Genomic DNA, 15,775 nt, shown 5'->3' with positions numbered 1-15,775 from the left:
CGTTCTCCAGTCAATTGCTTTGTCAATATCTTGGGCGGATTGATTGCCTATTGCCATCAGCCAAAGAAGCCATCCATTGCCCTTGACCACAATTTGCTCCTTCCGGCTTAACCCGAACTGACGTTAGCTCTACATTGACCGAGGAGCAAGCGCTGGCTGATGAAAGTGCTGGAGCATCGAAACAGGCGCAGCGGCAAAACCGAGCTAGCAGCATCACTTGAGCATCGATCCACTAGGCACCGATCGTCTTTGTTAGTGTGCGACTCACCTTGGCAGGGCTAAGGACTATGCTCCCATCCCGATAGCCCACAAAACGAACATAGACTAACTCTCCAGCTTCAATATCAGGGGTATCAGGTTGGTGAAGCGTTGGATCGTATGCGACCTGTTCCCACACTGCACCAATTTGCTCATATCCCCAGCTCTGCACAAGGTTTTCTAGCGGTACAAACATTGGCACGACGTTTTTGGCAGGTAAATCGGGACGTGTCTCAATGATTTTGTTGACGCTCGGATAGTGGGTAAATAGCACTTGTAACTGCTTGAAGAGTGAGTGGCGCAGCGTTGTTGTGAGTGCGATTTCCTGCTGTTGCAGTGCTTGTTGCAGCCGTAAGCATTCTTGTGAGAGTCGATCGTTCTCTTTCTGGAGTGCGGCTTGCAGTTCGAGCGTTTCGCTCGTCGCAGGTTCTGGCGACAACAACTCCAGCTGGTGGGGTTGCTGCATTACCTGGTCAGTGCGTTGCCGTAATGCCTGCAAGCGAAGGTTCTCCTGCATCAATTCTGTTTTGAGCTGCAATTCCTGCTCAAGTCTTTGGTAGTCTCGCTTTAAGCGATTGCGCTCGGCATCCAACTTGCCGTTACTTTTGGAGCCAGCATCGACCAACTTGACGATCGCCAGAATAAAGACGAACTCGACCAGAAAACCAAACCAGAAAAGGTTGGTATTGTCTTCCACTCGCCTACCCCCTTAATGCAATAACGCGATCGCTTCAGTTATACTTACCACCCACCATTTTGGCTCATGCCACCCATTCCAGAGCGGTCGTAAAGGTCGCTTTTTGTTACGTAAAACGTCAAAGCTGTAACGTCATGACGCGCTTAGAATATCCAACAAAAACTGAGTTAGACACGCGGGTTCAATTGTTTCTAGAATTTTTGTCTTCACAATGTCAAATTTTGCACCCGCTTTAGCGCGTAAATCTTCATCCAGGGATGCCAGAAAGCCTCTTGCAATCAGGTCATCGCCAACTTGAGCGAAACCAATGCCCAGTTCCTGACTACGCTCCATTTTCTGGGTAGCATCGACGATCGCCCTCACAATTGCCATGCGATCGCGGGGTTCACCATCAATGAGCACAATGATGATTTCGCCATTAGGTTTTGTTTGCCCTGCCGCCTTGCGCGTAAAGTAGCTATCCAGGGCTGCCTGTAAACCATCCAACAGGTTGAGGCTCTCCGGCGGATAGTTTGCCTCAAACACAAACTCTAGTTGATCAGGCGTGACCTGCTTGTATTGTTTAAACGAACCGGATGGATCTTGATGCGAGGAAATGTACAGGGTGATGCCATCGGGGTCTAGAGTCTCACATTTTGACACCAGCGCGAGCACTGCATCATGGGCAGCGACCCAAGACGTTGCGAACCCCGGCACACTCGGCACAATGCTAGCAGCCGTTTTCGCAATAATGACCGTGTAATCTCGGTTTTCTAGCAGTAGTTCAGACATTGCTTATAACCTCGCTGCAAGCGCGTCTCTATAGTTGCAAGCTATTTTAGTAATTTATGCAGCAACTAAGAAAAAATCTCTGGTTCTCAACACTAGTCGGTCAACAAAACCAGAGATTTTTAGGATTATAAAAGGCAGTATTCAGCCCTAATGCGTTATCAGCATAAGAGCGCTACTGCACGCGATCAAGGGTCGGTGCTTTGAGCAGTTCTGGCTTGAACGCCTGAAGGATCGTCTCCGTTGGTGTCTTTTGAGCCAGAGACGGCACTTGCTCGCGGAGCCGAGCTGTTAGCTGTTGCGTCTTCACATCGTAAATCTGCGTGAGTAGCTTGGGGTAAAGCCCAATCCCGATAATCGGCACCAGCAGCGCTGAGATAATAAACACCTCACGGGGTTCTGCGTCCATTAACTGCTCGTGGGATGTGAGCGTCTTGTTTTCAGGACCGTAGAAAATCTCGCGGAGCATCGACAGCAAGTAAATTGGCGTGAGAATTACACCAACCGCCGCCAGCATCACCACTAGCACCTTGAAGGGCGGAGCATAGGCATCGCTGGTCGCAAAACCAACAAATACCATCAGTTCAGCAACAAAACCGCTCATACCCGGTAACGCTAAAGATGCCAGCGAGCAAGCGGTAAACATGGAGAAGATCTTTGGCATCTTTTGACCCACACCACCCATTTCATCCAGCATCAACGTGTGGGTGCGATCGTAGGTAGCACCGACCAGGAAGAAGAGACTGGCACCAATCAAACCGTGAGACACCATTTGCAGCACGGCACCGCTGAGACCGAGATCGGTAAAGGAAGCGATCCCCAGCAGCACAAAGCCCATATGCGAAATCGAAGAGTAGGCAATCTTGCGCTTGAGGTTTCGCTGGGCAAACGAAGTCAGTGCCGCATAGATAATGTTGACGACCCCCAGGATCACCAGCGCTGGTGCCACTGTTGCGTGTGCCGCTGGCAGCATCTCCGCATTCATCCGAATGAGGGCATAGCCACCCATTTTCAGCAGAATGCCTGCCAGCAACATATGCACTGGAGCCGTTGCTTCACCATGCGCGTCAGGCAACCAAGTGTGTAGCGGAATGATGGGGAGTTTCACCGCGTAGGCAATCAGAAACCCGGTATAAAACCAAAGCTGCAAGGTCAGGGGGAAGTCCTTTTGCATAAGCGATCGCATATCAAAGGTGACTGTATCGCCATAGAATGCCATCCCCAGCGCTGACAGCAGAATAAACAGCGATCCCCCAGCCGTATACAGAATAAACTTCGTCGCTGCATAATGACGCTTTTTGCCACCCCAGATCGACAGCAGCAAATAAATCGGAATAAGCTCCAACTCCCACGTCAGGAAGAACAGCAGCATATCCTGTACTGCAAAAACAGCGATCTGCCCACCGTACATCGTCAGCAGCAAGAAATAAAACAAGCGCGGCTTCAGCGTGACGGGCCACGCTGCCAGCGTTGCCAGTGTTGTGATAAAGCCCGTCAGCAAGATGAGCGGCATTGATAGCCCATCAGCACCGACAGACCAATTCAGGTCTAGCTGAGGCACCCAGGTATAGCTCTCAAAAAGCTGCATCTCTGAGGTGGAGAAATCGTAATAGTTATAAAAGGCGTAGACCAGAATTGCGAAATCAATCAGCCCTACGACAAGGGCATACCAGCGAATTGTCTTGCCATCCTTGTCAGGGATGAAGGGAATCAACAGCGAGGCTGCGATCGGAAACAGGATGCTAGTCGTTAGCCAGGGGAAATTAGCAGTAAGCATCAGTAACCAGTTATTAGTTGTTAGTTATTAGAACAGGTTTCTAAAGCGTTGAATTGAGCGCTTAGACATACATTGGCTGAAACTCGTTGAAAGGCAACTCAAGCGTTTGTCACTCAGAGACCGCCAGCCACAGCCCAATTCTCGTTAGCGTCAAGCTGCCAGGTTTTAGAGTAGTGTATCTGCCTCTCTCCACTAACAACTAACCGCTAACAACTTCTTAAGCTATGCCAGAGAAGATCACTAGACCAAGCACCGCTGCAAACACAATCAGTGCATAGAACTGAGCACGACCATTCTCAACATACTTAAGCAATTCACCAGTAAGCAGCGTGACTAACCCTGCCAAATTCACAACGCCATCAACCACTTTGTAATCGACTTCCAGAACTTGCCGCGCTAAACGACGACTGCCCAGAACAAAAACATTGTGGTAAATATCGTCGAAGTACCATTTGTTTTTCGATAGCTGATAAAGCGTAGGAATCTTGGCAGCGATCGCCGCTGGGTTAATCTTCTTCTGCCCATACATCAGAATCGCCAGCGAGATACCAAGGAGCGAGATGCCGACTGAGCTACCTGCCATAACAAGAAACTCATTCAGGTTTTCGCCACCCTCTGCCGCAAGCTCCACCGCTTCGCCAGGAGCATGAATAAAGGCTTCAAAGTAGTTTGCAAACGGTGTGCCTACCAGCCCAATCAGCATGGATGGTATTGCCAGAATCACCAACGGCAGCGTCATCGTAAACGGCGATTCGTGAGGCGATTCACTGTGGTGCTCATGGTCATCATGTGCGCTCTCAGCGTGATGATGATCAGCTGCCAGCGTTAGCTCTTGAGGATTCATGGCACCGGGACCAAAGGTTAGACCTTGGGCTTGCAGTTGCTCGACCTTGATCAGTTGGCGTGCCGTAGCATCATTGCCCCGAAACCCACCCTCAAACGTCAAGATATACATCCGAAACATATAGAATGCCGTGATTCCTGCTGTCAGATAACCGACACCCCACAGCACTGGGTTTGCCGCAAAGGCATTACCGAGAATCTCGTCCTTTGACCAGAAGCCTGCAAACGGTGGAATCCCCGAAATCGCCAACGTCCCAATCAAAAAGGTGATGCCTGTATAGGGCATATATTTCCGCAAGCCGCCCATCAGCCGCATATCCTGCGCGTATGCCGGGTTGTGCCCTACCACATGCTCCATTCCATGAATGACCGAACCCGATCCCAGGAAGAGCATTGCCTTGAAATAAGCGTGCGTCATCAGGTGGAACATACCAGCGCTGTAGGACCCTACGCCCATTGCCATAACCATGTAACCTAACTGCGACATGGTGGAATAAGCCAAGCCTTTCTTGATATCGTTCTGAGTGATGGCGATCGATGCTCCCAAAAATGCTGTGAACGCACCTGTGTAAGCGATGACATCCATCACAACTGGGATGCCTTCAAACACAGGAAACATCCGGGCAATCAGGAAGACACCAGCCGCCACCATCGTCGCTGCATGGATCAGCGCTGAAATCGGAGTTGGACCCTCCATAGCATCCGGTAGCCATACATGAAGCGGAAACTGCGCCGACTTCGCCACAGGTCCTAAGAAAATCAGAATGGCAAAGAGTGCTGCAAGTCCACCGCTAAGAGCACCCGTTTCTACCAAATCTTGCAGTCGTTCGCCGATCGTCGCAAAATCAAAGCTCTGCGTTGCCCAGTAAAGCCCAAGAATACCAAGCAGCAAACCAAAGTCACCGACCCGGTTCGTTACAAACGCTTTTTGGCACGCATCAGCCGCGCCTTTGCGATCGAACCAAAAGCCGATCAGCAGGTAGGAACACATCCCCACCAGTTCCCAAAAGATATAGACCTGCACCAGGTTTGGACTCAGCACCAGACCAAGCATCGAAGCGCTAAACAGGCTCAGGTAGGCGTAGAACCGCACATAGCTCGGGTCATGCGCCATGTAACCATCGGTGTAGATCATGACAAGGAATGCCACCGTTGTCACAATCACCAGCATGAGAGCAGTAAGGTGGTCGATGGTGTAGCCCATGCGGAGATGGAAATCGCCCGCTGATGCCCACTCAATCATCTGAGTGTAGGGAGCGTGCCCATTCCACTGGCTCCACAACAGTGCCCCAGATAGCACCAACGTCGCCCCAATCAACGAGACGAGAAAAATTGAGTTAACCTGCCGCAGTTTATTCGTCGCTTTGTTGAAGGAGATTAGCCCCAAGCCTACAATCATTGCGCCAGCCAGCGGCAAGACTGGAATCAGCCAGGCGTACTGATAGATTGCTTCCATTGCTCATGCCTATGGTGAAAGTGCTTCGTATGGTCGGGAAAACCGTTTACATTGTGACACACACTTAACAAGAAACTGTCGGGTGCGAACACAACATTCTTGCTTTCCTACGATTTAACACGCCCAAACCCAGTAATAAAACGACTCTCAGCAGGATGCCTCATAAAGGGAACTTGCAGTAGCTATGTGCAGATAAAGACATGATTAAGACAGAGGTGTGCCAAGTTTCACTTACCCTGGATTGACGCTCTCTTAGAAGCTTTAAGCGTTATCAGTCTAAGCACTATCAATCAGTAAGAGAAATTCCGCAGATGTACGGGATCACCAGGGAAACTATTTAACTTGCTATTCCTTAGCGTTTGGCTTCTGTAATGAAACCGCCAATCGTGGCAATGAGCAGGAAGATACCCGCGATCGTCAGCGCTGTTACTCGGCTGTGGGTGCTGGAAAGAACAACCAGTGCGATAACAACCAGTGTTGGCAGTTTCGTTTTGATCAGAGAGTCAAGCACATTCCGCAGGTCATTGGTCACTTTCGCCTGCTCTGCTAGCGTTTTGCTGCCCATGACGTAGCGAAAGAGTCGTCCCGTTTGCAGCAGCAAGAACAATTTGCTACGAGTCGCGGGGTAAAAGTCAGGTTGAAGGGTGAGTGCTTCATCAAAGTTGGCGATCGCAGCATCAAAGCGACGCATTTTTCGCAGCGCCAGCCCGCGCTGGTGCCAAAGTTTGTGGCGTTTTGGCTCTACTTGTAAAAGGTTGTCATAACTGGTAACCGCTTCTTCATAGCGCCCTAGCTTTTGCAGTGCCGCGCCCCTGCTGCCCCAGGTGAAGGGTTCATCCGGTTTCAACGCCAGCGCTTTGTCGTAACTTACGACTGCGGCTTCGTAGCGTCCCTGGTCGCTAAGGGCATCGCTGAGGATACTCCACGTCTGATAATCGTCAGGGTTTAGCTCCAGGGCACGATCGCAGCTTTTAGTTGCCTCTTCAGAGCGTCCAAGGTGGTAGAGCGCTTTGCCCCGCAAACTCCAGGCTTCAGCCGCATTTGGGTCTAGTTCTAGCGCATGATCGCAACTGACGATCGCCACTGCTGGCTCACCCGCCTTCAGCAACGCAGCAGCATGACCGATCCAAACCTCTTGCCAGCCCGGTCTTAGCGTCAAAGCCTCAGCAAAACTGGCGATCGCCGTGTTGACATCACCACTATCCAACGCCTGCTGCCCTTGCTGATACAACAGAAGGGTCTGCAAGCCCTCCGTCGTTTGCTTATCAGCCAACAGTTGCACCCGCGCTTCAGGTGTCAGATGCCAGTATTGCTGATAGTCCGTTTCAGAAAAATCTTCGTGCCAACTCATAGGAAGATCGCCCATCAATAGTAGACTGACGAAGGCAGAAGGAAAGGCTAAAGGATGCAGGATTAGTAATTAAAATTTGAGTTTTAAATTCCAAATGTGACTTCGGATTCCTGGCTCCTTCAACCATTGGCTTTTTAGCTACCCTTCATCCTTTATCCTTTCTAACAACTCACTACTCCAAGATGCCCCTATGAGCACTGAACTTGACCCGACAACACAATCGAAAAAGCAAGTTGGTGAGGCTGCCGCCGCGCGTGTGCAGTCAGGTTCTATTGTAGGACTGGGCACTGGGTCAACGACAGCCTTTGCAATTCAGGCGTTGGGCGATCGCCTTAAGCGTGGCGACCTGAAAGATATTAAAGGTGTAAGTACGTCGTTTCAGGCGATCGTGCTGGCAAAGGAGTATGGCATTCCACTCACAACGCTGGATGAAGTCGATCGCATTGATCTGGCGATTGATGGTGCCGATGAAGTCGATCCACAGAAGAACCTCATCAAAGGCGGCGGCGCAGCACATACGCAGGAAAAGATTGTTGATGCCTTTGCCGATCAATTCATTGTGGTCGTTGATGGTGGCAAGTTAGTCGATAAACTCGGCACAACGTTCCTGTTGCCTGTAGAAGTTATTCCCATGGCGATGAGTCCTGTGATGAAGGCGATCGCGGCATTGGGCGGCAAACCTCAGCTCCGTATGGGTGTCAAAAAAGCGGGTCCCGTCATTACCGATCAAGGCAACTTTGTCATCGACGTAAAATTTGATGCTGGCATTGATAACCCTGCCGAGTTGGAGAAAACCCTCAACAACATTCCTGGCGTGCTTGAAAATGGCTTGTTCGTTGGCGTTGCCAGTTTGGTGCTGGTCGGTGAAGTCATTGATGGCAAGCCATCAGTGAGGGAGTTTTAAGGGATGATGGCTGAAAGCTGAAAGCTAACGGCTGACGGCTGACGGCTAACCAGCGAACGACGTGTCACCGAGTGCCGCCCTCGCTTTCCTTGCAACACAACGTAACGAAAGACGTGGGTAAGGAACTACAGAACGTTTTAGACTTTTAAAGCAATCAGCAGAAAGCGTTCAGCTTGAGTTTGATACGCTTTGAGTCTCACATGCTTTTGGTAAGTCATCCACAAATCACGATCAATGATCAACTTCACCACACCATTGAGTCATTGACTGCTGACCGCTGATAGCTGACCGCTCATCCCCTTGTCCTCTCGTCGCATCAATCCTATGTTTCCAAACCAGCGTCCCCGTCGCCTTCGCAGCCATCCCCAGCTTCGTCGGATGGTACGTGAAACAGTATTGACCACTAGCGACCTCGTTTATCCATTGTTTGCCGTACCAGGTGAGGGCATTGCTAAAGAAGTAAGCTCTATGCCCGGAGTCTTCCAGCTTTCAGTAGACAAAATTGTGGAAGAAGCGAAGGAAGTCTATGACTTGGGCATTCCCGCTATCATCCTGTTTGGTATTCCTGCTGATAAAGATGCAGATGCTACAGGTGCATGGCACGATCACGGCATTGTGCAAAAAGCAGCGGCAGCGGTCAAGCAAGCTGTTCCTGACCTGCTCGTTATTGCCGATACGTGCCTCTGCGAATATACTGCCCATGGGCACTGCGGCTACCTCCAAGTAGGCGATTTGAGCGGACGGGTGCTGAATGACCCCACCCTAGAATTGCTCAAGAAAACGGCGGTTTCCCAGGCTCAAGCAGGAGCTGACATTATTGCGCCCTCTGGGATGATGGATGGGTTTGTGCAGGCAGTTCGTGCGGGATTAGATGCGGCAGGGTTTGAAGACACGCCGATTATGTCCTACGCTGCCAAGTACGCCTCAGCTTACTATGGTCCGTTCCGGGATGCGGCGGATTCTGCACCTCAGTTTGGCGATCGTCGTACCTATCAGATGGACCCTGGCAATGGTCGTGAAGCTATCAAAGAAATCGAACTCGACATTGCTGAAGGTGCCGATATGCTGATGGTGAAGCCCGCTTTGGCATACATGGACATCATCTGGCGCGTGAAGGAAGCAACCAATCTACCCGTTGCTGCCTACAACGTCTCTGGTGAATATGCGATGGTTAAAGCTGCTGCCCTCAACGGCTGGATTGATGAGCAGCGCGTAGTGATGGAAACGTTGACGGGTTTCAAGCGCGCCGGAGCCGATATGATCCTGACCTATCATGCTAAAGCTGCTGCCCGCTGGTTAAGCGCCTAGCTTAATGAGGGTCGTGCCTCAAATATGTTGCTCTAATTTTGTAGGGACGTTCTGTGTAGCGTCCCTACAAAATTAGAGCAACCAATCTAGAACATTGCCCATTAATCAGAACTAGCAACCAACGTACCCGGTTTGTAACAAATGCCTGCTTGCTTAAAGCGGCGCAAGGCTTCGCTGAGGCGATCGCAATCCGCAATGAGACTCACGCGGACATACCCTTCGCCACCGCTGCCAAACGCATTCCCAGGCGTGACCACCACACCCGTTTCTTGCAATACCGACAGCGCAAAATCTGTAGAGCCAACGCCTACCGGGCAAGGCACCCAGAGATACATCGTGGCGTTTGGTTTCGGCACTGTCCAACCCAGTTCTGCCAGCCCTTCAATGAGAAAATCGCGACGGGTGCGATACCGTGCTTGCACGTCATGCAGATACACATCGGGAAGCTGCAAAGCTGTCTCTGCAGCTGTTTGAAGCGCCGCAAAAATGCCGTAGTCCAGATTGGTCTTCAGGGTGCGTAAGCCCTGAACAATATGGCGATTGCCGACGACAAAGCCAACGCGCCAGCCAGCCATATTGTAGGTTTTGGAAAGCGTGTGGAATTCGACCCCAATCTCCTTTGCGCCAGGGATTTCGAGCAAGCTAGTTGGCTGATAGCCGTCAAAAGCAAGCTCCGCGTAACAAAGGTCATGGACGAGCAAAATTTCGTAGTGGCGGGCAAAGTCAACAATTTCTTCAAAGAACTCGCGGGGAGCAGTCGCAGCCGTTGGGTTGCTAGGGTAATTGAAGTAAAGGATTTTTGCTTGCTGAGCGATCGCCTCAGGAATCGCTGCCACATCAATCAGCCAGCCGTTATCAGGCTTGAGGATCAGGCTATGAATGGTTGCTCCAGCAATGAGTGGTCCCCGAAAGTGCGCTGGATACGCCGGGCTGGGCACCAGCACTAGATCGCCTGGATTCACATACGCGATAGCGAGATGGGTTAAGCCTTCTTTAGAACCTAACAGCGGCAGCGCTTCACCTTCGGGATCAAGCTTGACGTTATAACGACGATAGTACCAATCCGTAATCGTGCGCCGAAAGCTGGCAGTGCCTTCAAAAGGCGGATAGCCATGATTGGCAGGGTTTTGCAGCGCCGCGATTGCCGCTTCAACAACAGGCTGTGGCGTAGGTCCATCAGGATTGCCCATCCCCAGGTCAATCAGGTCTAACCCTTGCTCACGCGCACGCACTTTCAGTTCATCCAAACGAGCAAACACGTAAGGAGGCAACGACCCCAGACGATCAGCAGGCTTAATCCAATCCAGGTTCATGCTGTCACCTCGTTAGTGGAGCTAGGGGTAAGAGGTGAGGAATGGGGAGTAGCAGGGAGAGGGGCTGGTTGTTCACTCCTCTCTCCTCTCTCCTCTCTCCTCACCTCTGCGGTGGTTGACACCATTGCTGCCATCAACTGTGCTGGCTCCACTGCGAAAGGGAGGCGATGAATGTCAGAACTATGAGCACAGGCAATGTCTGCGGCTTGCTGGAGATCGGCGAGCGAAATCGCTCCTAGCCCCAAGTCATACAGGGTTTGCGGCAACCCGATCGCGCTGTAAAACTTCAGGAGCTGCTGACGCGCCGTTGCTGCAAGCTGATTGCCCTGCACAATTTCCTCTAGACGCAACTGCACCAGAATCCCATAGGCGACTTTTTCACCATGCAGCGTACCGTGACTGGCAAGCAGGTGTGTCAAGCCATTATGTACAGCATGAGCCGCAACCGTACGGCACTGGGCACCACCCAATCCGCCGATCACGCCCGCCATCAGCACCGTAGCATCCACAACTTCCTGCCAGGTTTCTCCACCTGGCTCTTGCAGGGCGATCGCTGCTTTTTGAAACAACAGATCCCGCAACACTCGTGCCTGCTGCACGGCTGAGATAATTAACGTTTGTTGAGAATGACCGCTACTCACCGACGCCTCATACCATTTGGCGATCGCATCTCCAATGCCAGCAACCAGAGTGCGACGAGGAGCTGTTTGCACTAATCCATAGTCCAACACTAGGAGGTTAGGGCAGCGTGATAAAACCACATCATGCTGAAAGGCACCCTCGTCGGAATACACATTAGAAAGCGCTGTCCAGGCAGCACAGGTCGCGGCTGAAGTGGGCATCGTCACAACAGGAAGCTGGTGCTGATGGGCTACCAGCTTGGCAGTATCCAGTGCTTTGCCGCCGCCAATGCCAATCACCACATCTGCTTGATGCTGAACCACTGCCTGATAGAGGTTTGACAGCGTTGTCTCGCTGCAATCAGGGCTGTAAGACATCCAGGCAACCGACAACTGTTCGCGCTCCAGTACTGGCTGCAACTGCGGTTTCACTATAGCAAGCGTTTGGTTGCCGCCAATCACCAGCGGACGATGACCCAGCCGCGCGATTGCACGACCCGACTGAACCAGCAACTCTCTACCACGTAACACTTGCGCGGGAGCGATCGTAAGCAGCGGTTGTAAAAGTGTTGTAGACATAGCAGCGTAGAGTTGAGACACTGAACGAACGTGAAAGCACTGACAAACACTTGAGATGGCAATTGACGCGCTTACAAGTGCTTTTTGTCAGTCTAGCTTTTTGTCAGTCTAGAGTAAGCACCCAAAGCCTTTCGTCTTCTAAGCTCCGGCAGATGGTGCAGAAGTGGATGGTTTTGGTAAGCGGGCAAACTGATCATGGTCGATTTCAACAACCATCTCGTTATCAGTAGGAGACAGCAACGACGGCTTAACCTGACCCAGATACACAGGTTGAGAAACCCCCGGTGCTGGGTGCAATAAAGCACGGGCACGGATCGTCATCGTTGACTCGCCCTGCGACAGCCGACCGGACGAATAAAGGTCTACCGCAGCCTGCCGTAAGGTGGCATCCAGCGCCGTTTCAGTAATAGTGGCAGGCACCACAATCACCACCTGAGAGGCTCCAGAGTCAAAGACGCGGGTAAATTTGACGGCACCTGGAATCTGAGGGCGATCATGCAGCCCCAAACCCAGTGCAAACAAACCGCCCGTCAACACGCCCATAAAGCCCGTGATGCCAACTAGCCGAAACCGGATCCCCCACTTTAACAACAACCCCAATACCATCAAAGCAGCAGAGAAGAGGGTAAAGTACCCTGACCAGATTGCGATCGTAACCAGTGAAAGACCAAACATGACGTAGGGACGAATGGAGCGGCGAATAAGGCTAAGACAGACCAAGCTTCAACAGACAATTTAAGCTTCAAAAACCCAAGCTTTGACCCGCTCCAAGCTTTGCCAGCCCGGTTTGCGTACAAAGCCATCCTCAATATTTTGTGCTACTTCATCGCGCAGTTCTGGCACTGCCATCACCAGTTGCTGCACCAGTTCAATGTGCTGCCGAACCCCTTTTTTAGAGGTTTCTAGCATCGCCAGCACCAGATTGACCCGTGCCTGTGCGTCTTGTGGGTTAAGCTTGACCGCTTTTTGCGCTGCTTCAAATGCTAGAGCAGGCTTCTCAACCAACAAGTACAGCCATGCAAGACACGTCCAGGCAGAGCTACTCTTGCGGGAACGATCGCAGACTTCTTTAAAGACAGGAATCAGCGTTTCGGGCGCTTCGCCTGCTTTGTAGCGCTCAATACCTTCATCAAAGAGCGCATCAACAGTTTGAGTCATAGTTAGGGAAGAGAGTTACTGGTTGTTGGTTTCTAGTTGTCAGCAGTTCAGACTAAAAACTAACCGCTAACAACTATAAGCGTTGTTGGTTTTTAGCTGTTAGCAGTTCAGACTAAAAACTAAAAACTAACCGCCAACAACTAAAGAAGCTACGCTGAGAACGATTTGCCGCAGCCACAAGTTTGATCAGCGTTTGGGTTCGTGAATTGGAAACCACCGCCAATCAGCGCATCACTATAATCAAGCACTAAACCATAGAGATAGAGCAGACTTTTAGGATCGCACACAACCTTAAAGCTCTCGTAGTCGTAAACCTCATCCGTAGGCTGAATGTTGCTAGCATCTTCAAAGTTCATGGTGTAAGACATCCCAGAGCAACCACCGCCCCTTACACCAACACGCAGGCATAGATCCTGCCCCTGCTTTTCTCGAAGCTGCAACACGTGGTTCAGAGCGGCATCTGTCATGAGAATGCCCTGCCGTTGCGATTGCGCTGTTTGCGTCATTGCTGATAAAGCTCCTTGCCAGTGTTCAATCCCAAGGGTTCATACCTATCTATCCATACTATCAGGGATAAATCACACCGGGGTAACGCATCTTATTGAAGAGAGGCAACTGGTTAAGAAGAGAGATTTCTGTGATCTGGAGACTGGCAAAGGTTATTGCCACCTTAGCCGTTGGTCGCATGACAAGATGATCGCACGACGAGATAAATTGCGCGCCAAACTGCAAGAGACGAAACAGCAGTAGGAACCGGATTAGTGTTTAAGATGAATATCTGCTGCCAATTAGCTGCTGCCAAATCAGTCTAGGCTGGCTTGCATTTGGCAGATCAGTCTTTAAAACAAGCTTTCTATTTTTTATGACTGCGCTCAACCTTTCTACCCATCGCCGCCTTCAGCAACTACCGCAGATTGCTAGTGTCTGGGAAGGCGATCGTCGTCCGCTGGTATCTGGGATGCCCTCAAGCGCTGATTGGACGGATGCTGGCGCTGGTTCAGAACCAAACGGTGAGTGTATTCTTTGGGTAGATGGTTCGCAAGGCATGGTGCGGGCGATGGATGTGGTCACACCAGAGACAGGCTCAGAGGCTGTCGTACGCACCCTTCTCCGGGCAATGGAGCATCCGCACAACCCGAACAGTCCGGCACGTCCTCAGAAAATTGTGGTTAGCGATCGCGAACTGCTGTTTTATCTACGAGGGGTACTGCAAGATCTAGACATCACGCTGGACTATGTGCCCTCACTGCCGCTCATTGACGAAATTTTTCGTGGGTTTCAGGATGCAGTGAGTAGCCGCCCACCCCAACTGCCACCTCAATATGCTGAAGCCTTGACGCAAAAGGCGATCACACTTTGGCATGATGCACCGTGGGATATGTTTGCCGATCATCAAATCTTGGCGATCGAGGTCAATCGCTGGGATATCGACACGCTCTACGCCTCCGTCATGGGGATGTTAGGCATGGAGTTTGGGGTCTTATTCTACCGTTCGCTTGAATCACTCCAGCGTTTTCGGGAACGTGTGTTGACGAATGAGTCCCTGGAAGACATGGAGGAGGCGTTTTTAGGACAAGATTGCCTGTTTGTCACGTTTGAGAACGAAGGTGACGAGAAAGAGGGGGTGAATCTGTCCATCGTGCCGACGATCGACGCGATCGAGCCTGTCTTTGGCAATCTGCACCCCCTTGAAGGGTTACGTTCCTTTCTGTATGACGAAGAGGCAATGGCGCTAATGGTTGTCCTAGAAGCCTTCCATCGCTTCATGCGCCAGCACCGCTCCAAGTTTGAGCCAGATACCTTTCCTGCCGTTAGCAGTCGTTATCGCATTCCTCTACCAGCCGAGGTAATAGTCGATGCACCAGCAGATGAGGCAACCAAAACAGCGACGATCGCGATCAAGGTGTCCACCATGCCTGATCTGGCTGCCGAGTTGCTGGCACTGACCGATACAGACGATGACGACGCAAGCTTTCCTGCTGTACGAGACGATCTGGTACCTGAAAACTCCTTTCTGAGTCTAGGTGTAGTGCCGTGGGACATGCTGGACTTACTGCGATCGGGCATGGCAGAGCATCAACCAATGACCGAGGTAAAAGCAGCAGGCGATGGGTTTCCCGTGGTTATGATTCAGACTTCGCGACCCAAGGCAAAGACCTTAATCGGCGCGATCAAGGCAGCAGGCGGACTGCAAGCCATTTGTTTCAACCCAGGTGCCGACCCTTTCGACAGCGAACACTACGACTTAGGACTGTTTCAAACAGGCAATGGCGACCTGCACCTGTTTGGTGAATTTGGTGACGATGACCCTACCCATATTGCTGCCCGCAAAAAGTGGGATCAGCGCTGCAAGAAGACAAACGGCTGCTGTGGTTTAATTGTTGCTACGGGGCTAACCGGAGCCAGTCGCGGCAAGCCCCAATTTAAGGATATGGTGGCGCTGTTTGAGGCACGTTCCCTAACGGCAAAAGACCTGGGTTTAGGTACACTCCAGCTTCGGTTAGCGGCAGATTTTTAGGTGTTGCTGCGGGTTGGCATCACTGATTGCCTTATTGCACTCGTCTTATAGCAGTGTGCAAGTTTGCTCAGTACACTGATAGGGAACAGAATAAACCGATTTTCTCTCTTTTGATGCGACCTTACTCCTGCGACTTGCGCCAAAAGATTGTCAGTCTTTACAATCAAGGTGAAGGCTCAATTCGTCAATTAGCCCACCGCTTTGCTGTCAGCCCAGACTTTGTAC

At 51.2% G+C, this 15,775-nt stretch carries 13 protein-coding genes and 1 pseudogene; 4 read left to right on the top strand and 10 right to left on the bottom strand.

Annotation, left to right across the window (positions count from 1 at the left end):
* Positions 1-111: pseudogene (locus H6F76_RS30360) on the top strand (IS982 family transposase); the annotation flags it as partial.
* A gap of 121 nt (positions 112-232) precedes the next feature.
* Here H6F76_RS30360 and H6F76_RS08990 read toward each other — a convergent pair.
* From H6F76_RS08990 to H6F76_RS08970, 5 genes are all read right to left on the bottom strand, one after another.
* Positions 233-955: an XRE family transcriptional regulator gene (locus tag H6F76_RS08990; RefSeq protein ID WP_190507555.1), complete on the bottom strand. Its 723-nt coding sequence runs from the start codon at positions 953-955 to the stop codon at positions 233-235.
* A 132-nt stretch (positions 956-1,087) separates the two neighbouring features.
* Positions 1,088-1,726 (bottom strand): hypothetical protein, encoded by a 639-nt coding sequence (locus tag H6F76_RS08985; protein WP_190507554.1) that lies wholly within the window; start codon positions 1,724-1,726, stop codon positions 1,088-1,090.
* Between the two features lie 172 nt (positions 1,727-1,898).
* Positions 1,899-3,500 (bottom strand): photosynthetic/respiratory NAD(P)H-quinone oxidoreductase subunit D1, encoded by a 1,602-nt coding sequence (gene ndhD1, locus H6F76_RS08980; RefSeq protein WP_190448435.1) that lies wholly within the window; start codon positions 3,498-3,500, stop codon positions 1,899-1,901.
* A 217-nt stretch (positions 3,501-3,717) separates the two neighbouring features.
* Entirely contained in the window at positions 3,718-5,799 is a 2,082-nt protein-coding gene (locus H6F76_RS08975) for an NAD(P)H-quinone oxidoreductase subunit 5 (protein ID WP_190507553.1), read from the bottom strand.
* A 352-nt stretch (positions 5,800-6,151) separates the two neighbouring features.
* A complete protein-coding gene (locus H6F76_RS08970; RefSeq protein WP_190507551.1) occupies positions 6,152-7,150 on the bottom strand; it encodes a tetratricopeptide repeat protein in 999 nt (332 codons plus the stop codon).
* Between the two features lie 190 nt (positions 7,151-7,340).
* On the opposite strand from H6F76_RS08970, the gene rpiA reads away from it, so the two are divergent.
* Both rpiA and hemB read left to right on the top strand, forming a co-directional pair.
* A complete protein-coding gene (rpiA, locus tag H6F76_RS08965; RefSeq protein ID WP_190507549.1) occupies positions 7,341-8,054 on the top strand; it encodes a ribose-5-phosphate isomerase RpiA in 714 nt (237 codons plus the stop codon).
* A 324-nt stretch (positions 8,055-8,378) separates the two neighbouring features.
* A complete protein-coding gene (gene hemB, locus H6F76_RS08960) occupies positions 8,379-9,362 on the top strand; it encodes a porphobilinogen synthase (RefSeq protein WP_190448431.1) in 984 nt (327 codons plus the stop codon).
* Positions 9,363-9,463: 101 nt separating this feature from the next.
* Here the strand turns inward: hemB and H6F76_RS08955 are convergent, their stop codons facing one another.
* The 5 genes from H6F76_RS08955 to H6F76_RS08935 form a co-directional block, all read right to left on the bottom strand.
* Positions 9,464-10,675 carry an aspartate aminotransferase gene (locus H6F76_RS08955; protein ID WP_190507547.1) on the bottom strand — a complete coding sequence of 404 codons (1,212 nt, stop codon included), beginning with the start codon at positions 10,673-10,675 and terminating at the stop codon, positions 9,464-9,466.
* Entirely contained in the window at positions 10,672-11,874 is a 1,203-nt protein-coding gene (locus H6F76_RS08950) for an iron-containing alcohol dehydrogenase family protein (RefSeq protein WP_190507545.1), read from the bottom strand. The genes H6F76_RS08955 and H6F76_RS08950 overlap by 4 nt, the downstream gene beginning before the upstream one ends.
* Before the next feature lie 138 nt (positions 11,875-12,012).
* Positions 12,013-12,549 (bottom strand): Ycf51 family protein, encoded by a 537-nt coding sequence (locus H6F76_RS08945; RefSeq protein WP_190448439.1) that lies wholly within the window; start codon positions 12,547-12,549, stop codon positions 12,013-12,015.
* Positions 12,550-12,609: 60 nt separating this feature from the next.
* Positions 12,610-13,032 (bottom strand): tetratricopeptide repeat protein, encoded by a 423-nt coding sequence (locus H6F76_RS08940; protein ID WP_190448428.1) that lies wholly within the window; start codon positions 13,030-13,032, stop codon positions 12,610-12,612.
* A gap of 149 nt (positions 13,033-13,181) precedes the next feature.
* Positions 13,182-13,538 (bottom strand): iron-sulfur cluster assembly accessory protein, encoded by a 357-nt coding sequence (locus H6F76_RS08935; RefSeq protein ID WP_190448427.1) that lies wholly within the window; start codon positions 13,536-13,538, stop codon positions 13,182-13,184.
* A 356-nt stretch (positions 13,539-13,894) separates the two neighbouring features.
* On the opposite strand from H6F76_RS08935, the gene H6F76_RS08930 reads away from it, so the two are divergent.
* Entirely contained in the window at positions 13,895-15,550 is a 1,656-nt protein-coding gene (locus tag H6F76_RS08930) for a hypothetical protein (protein WP_190507543.1), read from the top strand.
* Positions 15,551-15,775: the final 225 nt, after the last annotated feature.

It is taken from the genome of Leptolyngbya sp. FACHB-321 (assembly GCF_014695975.1).
Classification (GTDB): domain Bacteria; phylum Cyanobacteriota; class Cyanobacteriia; order Leptolyngbyales; family Leptolyngbyaceae; genus Stenomitos.
Note: the sequence above shows the minus strand (reverse complement) of the source record. Positions and strands in the feature narration are given on the sequence as shown.